The 5,094-nt window shown below is 68.1% G+C and carries 2 protein-coding genes; both read left to right on the forward strand.

Going from position 1 to position 5,094, the window contains the following annotated elements; translation table 11 throughout:
* Positions 1–3,395 precede the first annotated feature (3,395 nt).
* On the forward strand, positions 3,396–3,908 hold the full coding sequence (locus tag ABD385_RS40850) for a hypothetical protein (RefSeq protein WP_344585302.1): 513 nt from the start codon (positions 3,396–3,398) through the stop codon (positions 3,906–3,908).
* Between the two features lie 389 nt (positions 3,909–4,297).
* On the forward strand, positions 4,298–4,933 hold the full coding sequence (locus ABD385_RS40855; RefSeq protein WP_344585304.1) for a hypothetical protein: 636 nt from the start codon (positions 4,298–4,300) through the stop codon (positions 4,931–4,933).
* The last annotated feature ends 161 nt before the right edge of the window (positions 4,934–5,094 follow it).

Genomic DNA, 5,094 nt, shown 5'->3' on the forward strand with positions numbered 1-5,094 from the left:
CCGCCATGCGGCTTCTGGGCGCTGAAGCGCCCAGACAGGCCCATGGAATTCCGCTAAAGCGGAATTCGGTTTTGGGTGCGGGTAGTTGTGTGGTTGCGGTTTTGATGCGGTGCTTTTCAATCCGCTTCGCGGATTGAAGAATTGGGGGGAGGGTGAGGAGAATTCAAGTTAGGAATTGGTGGGAGTTTTGACGTGATATCAGGAGTGTTGGTTCAGGGGCATGGTGAGGGTGAGTTGATCGGGAGGAGACGAAGGTGCTGGGCGGTGTTCTGGGGGTCGTGGGACGGCGGGAGTTGCTCGGGGGCGGGAGGCCCGCTATGCGGACCTCTGAGGCGCTCTCACGGGCCCAGGAGACAGAGGAGAGCTGAGGGTGTGTCGGTGTCGGCGCCGCAAGCGCCGCCGACACGCCGGTCGACCGCCAGCCCCTTCTGAACTTGTACGGCATCGGTCACCGAGCCCCGGTCCGCTGGCCCGCTCCGCGGACCACCAGACCCCCACACAGCACCGACCCACCGAGCCACAACCACCCCAGCGACCGCTCCGCGGCCACCGCCCGCCCGCAACGACGAACTCCAACCACCACCCAGCCCCAGCCGACCGCCGCCGACCCCTGCTGACCGCTGCTGACCCCGGCCGGCAACCGGAGAGGAACTCGTGGTCCTGGTCGACCAGGACGACAAGCCCCCGGCAGCCCGCAGGCACGGGGCACGAGGCCCCCCAGCAGCCGCTCCGCGGCCGCCAACAAGCAACGGTGAACTCCACGCCCCGCCAGCCGGGGCCCGGCGCAGCACCGCCCCAGGACGGCCAGCAGGACGAGGGACAGCCCGCCACCCAGCGCCGCAACCGAGGCCCAGGCCCCCGCCCCAACCGGAAGTCGACGGCCAGCCCGGGCCCGGCGACACCCAGCACCGCGACCGCGCCCTCGCCCCAGCGGCCCCCGCCGGCCAGGAGGAGGCCACTGGGCCGGCGGGGGCCGATCCGCCATCGGGCAGTCAACGAGCAGTCGACGGCTGGCAGAGCCCCACCCCAGAACAATGACCCGGCCTACAACAACACCCCCTTCCAACACCTGTAGGCCAGTAGGCCACCCCCACTCCACACCCACATCCCCCCAGGTCAGAGCACTAATGCATGGGTGGCCTACAGGCCTACAAGGATGTAGGCCACCCACGGCGGAGCGGCGGAGCAGTGACGCGAGCGCAACGTCGTCAACTGCCGGCAGCAGGCAGGACGAGGCGCCGACACCGCGCGGGGAACAGCCGCCGGCCGGCGGCGGAGCGCGGGCCCGCCGGCCGCGGACGCCCGACGAGCACGACGTTCGGAGAAGGAGCGGACAGCCCGAGGAGCACAAGGCCGCCGAAGACCAGCAGCGGCCGGCAGCCACCGCAGACCGGCCAGTCGGATCGCGGGCGCGGCCGGGCTGGCGAAGATCCCGAGCAGCACGGCGGCCCGCGGGCGCGGCACGGCAGCGCGCGGACCCTCGATCAGCCCAACGGCATACCACCAGCAGGCCCTCGCGTCGTTGGGCTCACCGTGACAGCCACCCCGAGCCACGCGACGGTCCTGCACGCCAGCGACCTCACAACCGCAGACATCGACGCTGCAGAGAAATTCCTCAAGGCCCGTATTCATAAAGCAATGAGTAACCACGCAACGAATTCTGACGAATTTCGGATGGCGCAAGCCATGGACAGATCAGTATTCAACCTGGTCAATACTGTGCGGACGGCCTTTGACCTCGACGACGGATCCCGGAGCATGCTGAGGGCGAAGCAACGCCACTGGAACGAGCTCTGCAACGCCCTTGCACCTTGGGAGAATTCAGAAGAATACGACACCGCTCGCTGGCAACCAGTCGATTACCTCGACCCTCAACACGCTGTCGAGACGGCCGAATACCTCCGAAGCCGACTGTAACGACGGGCCCCGACAGCAGGCGCCGCACAGCAGCACGAGAGCGGCGCCGCGACCGCGGCAAGCGGACGACGGAGACTGAACCAGAACAGCCAGACCCCGCCCGGGCGGCGCGGCCGCAGCCGGGCGGATCCGCCCGAATCAGCCGACACACCATCACCACAGGCCAGCAGCCCAACGCTTCGGGCCGAACCGCGCGGGCGGAGCGGGCCGGCGCGCAGCATCGGCCCGGCGGCGACCACGACCCGGACTGCCGACAGCCGGAGCGCGCGGACCGCGACGCCGACAACCACCGACCACGGCCACGACGCCCTGGACGGAAAGATCATCCGCAGCAGCGCGGGTACGCAGGCCGCCCCGAAGGCCGCCCAACGAGCCGATCGCCAGCCGCCGGCCAGCAGGCGCGGCACGGAGCAAAGCGCGACACCCCGCCCACAGGCCGCAGACACAGGTGACACCGACGAAACCCCAGGCCAGAAACCCGACGATTGTCGCCGCCCGGCGACAGGACGGCGAGCAGGACCGACCCGAACGGCGAACGGAACCGGTCCGGGCCGCGGGTGCCGCCGGTCGCGGCCCAGCCGAGCCTGGAACCGCGACGAACCGCCGAGACCGACGGCCTGGACCGCGGAACGGAACTCGGCAGACGGACCGCGGCCAGAGCCAACGCCGACCGCCGGCTCCGGCCCGGACCGCCAGCAGCCGGAGCTCGCGGACGCGGCACGGCAGCACGCGGACCCTCGATCAGCCGGCCAGCCCGAGGCCGTGGGGCGACGACCCGCCACCGGCCAGAAGGCGAGGCCCCGCGGGCGCGGGCGGAGCCCCAGCAACCTCAGCAGGAACTCGACGTCCCGAACGACGAGGACGGCAAGGCGCGAAGCCAGCGACCACCGGCCGACGAGAAGCAGTGACGAGGCAGTCGCGACCTCGACGAACGGGGCCGCCGCGACGTCCTGATCGACGAAGAGACCCCAGGGCCAGCACGACTGCCGCAAGCCCCCGGCCGCTGTACAACCCCCCTTCCAACACCAGTAGGCCACCCCCACCCGGAACCCACATTCCTGCAGGTCAGAACACTGAGACACAGGTGGCCTACAGGCCTACAGGTGTGTAGGCCACCCACCCGAAGCAGGTCCACGGCGAACAGCCAGCGGCCTGGTGGCCTCGGCAGCCGCTGCCCGAGATCGACGACCTCGACGGGCAGCCGCGACGATGCCAGCCCGGGCGCCGACGGAGCACGGGCCGCCCGGCCCGCGGCCGCGGCACGGCCCGAGGAGCACGAGGCCGCCGAGGCGGGGCGAGACGGCGGTCGCGGCACCCGACCGACACCACGCGGGGAACAGTGGCCCCGCCCGCAGCAGCCGAAAGAGCGGCAGCTCACCACCCTCTGCCACCCACTCGGCCGCTCCTACGCACCGCAGTTGCAGGCGTACTCGTTAGCTCCCGACGGTGTGTCCACACTGACCGGAGAGGTAGCACACGTGCCTGTAAGCCGTGCCCGAAAGAAAAAGCAGAAAAAGCAGAGCAGTCGTCCGAAGAAGTGGAAGGGCCTGAGCTTGTACGGCCTCGGAATGGAGGCGCAAACCCTTGGCACCGAGCTCTCAAGCAAAACCAAGGAAGCCGGACACCGCGCTACCGAAAACGACCGCCTTTGGTTCGACAAACATCCTGGTCAGTCAGTGCGAGTGAGGGAAGCCTTCCCCGACGAACACGACGAGCACCTGCTCCTCGACGGCCGGGGACCATTGACGCCAAACGAGAAACTCGCCGTCGTAGTCGTACAGATCCAACCGGGCTGTCGTACGCGCCTGCCGTACAGCGTGATCAAGACAGATACCCCAGGAGGCCGACTGACTCAGCAACAACTCGACGCCGTCCAGCAAGACTGGGAGAACAGCGATCAAACAGCACCAGTCCTCAACGCTCAGGGCCAAAAAGTGGACATGCTGCAGCTGGCGCGCTCAGCTGTGACAGGCACTCCGACACCCACGTAATCAGGCTGAACTACTCAACCAACGGCGACGGCCACACCACAGCACGGGCCGGGCAGCAGGACCAGCGGCAGAGACGGCACCGGCTGATTCGGGCGGACCCGCCCGAATCAGCCGGCAACCGGCCGCGCGGGGGCCAGAGCGGGGCCACCGGCCCAGTGGCGGATGCAACGACCCTGCCGGCATGCGGGGCGCGGCACCGGCCGGCGGCCGGAAGGCGGGTACGCCGCCTAGCTCAGTACGTCACGAATGATCCGGTATATCGTTGTTTGGGTATGGGAAGATCCAAGTCTCGTAAACCTCGCCGCCAGAGAGGCGCGGCTACCTACACTCTTCGGCAACTCCAGCCGCCCGGAGAGGCCTACGGCGAGTGGTTTGCAGTCGAGCGGGGCATGACCGCCGACCAGGCTGTTCGTGACCCGCAGCTGACCGATGACGCTCGTGACCTCATGCAGCGCCTGGCCCGTTTGGGCCCGCTCTACGACTACGAACTCCCGATGGCAGCAATCAGCCTCGACATGGCCATCGACCTCGGCAAGCTCGGGCTCATCACCGGGAACAACGAGGGCAGTTTGCTCAGCCTCAACGATCTCGCTGGCCAACTCGGCGTCAACGGCACATCAGACGTCAGAACCTCCCTCCACCGCCTCCACTCCATCGGCGCCCTCCTCGTGGAACTTCACGACGACACGCCACTGGTGCGGGTCGTCGCGAACCGCCCCAGCAAACCCGGCGACCCATGGATCTTCCAGGGCACGCCAGAGAGCGCGAACGTGCCGTCGGTATGTATCCCAGAACAGGCACGAGAGCTTTCCGCCGAACAAATCTCCACGCTGATGTACATGCGTGCTTGCCAGTCCCAGATGGAACAGCCCGACCCCGAAAAGTATGGGCGTTTTGAAGGAATCAACGGTCCGGACCACGCACGGGAACTCTTCAACTCGGTAAAGGCCACAGGCCTGCTCGACTACCACGGATGCGATGCGTGTCCTGCCGGCCACTTGTGCACAAGAAAGACCCGTCGATAGCTCTCCTTGCACGCCTGCAGAGCACGCTCCGTCGCTGACCTCCGCCTACTTTGTCGGCGGAGCTGCCATACACGGCGCGCGAGCCGAGCCCGGGCGACGAAGCCAACATGGCGCAGCACCGACGGGCGGACCGTTGATTCGGGCGGACCGGCCCGAATCAA

The organism is Streptomyces lunalinharesii, from assembly GCF_039532155.1.
GTDB classification, from domain to species: Bacteria; Actinomycetota; Actinomycetes; order Streptomycetales; family Streptomycetaceae; genus Streptomyces; species Streptomyces lunalinharesii.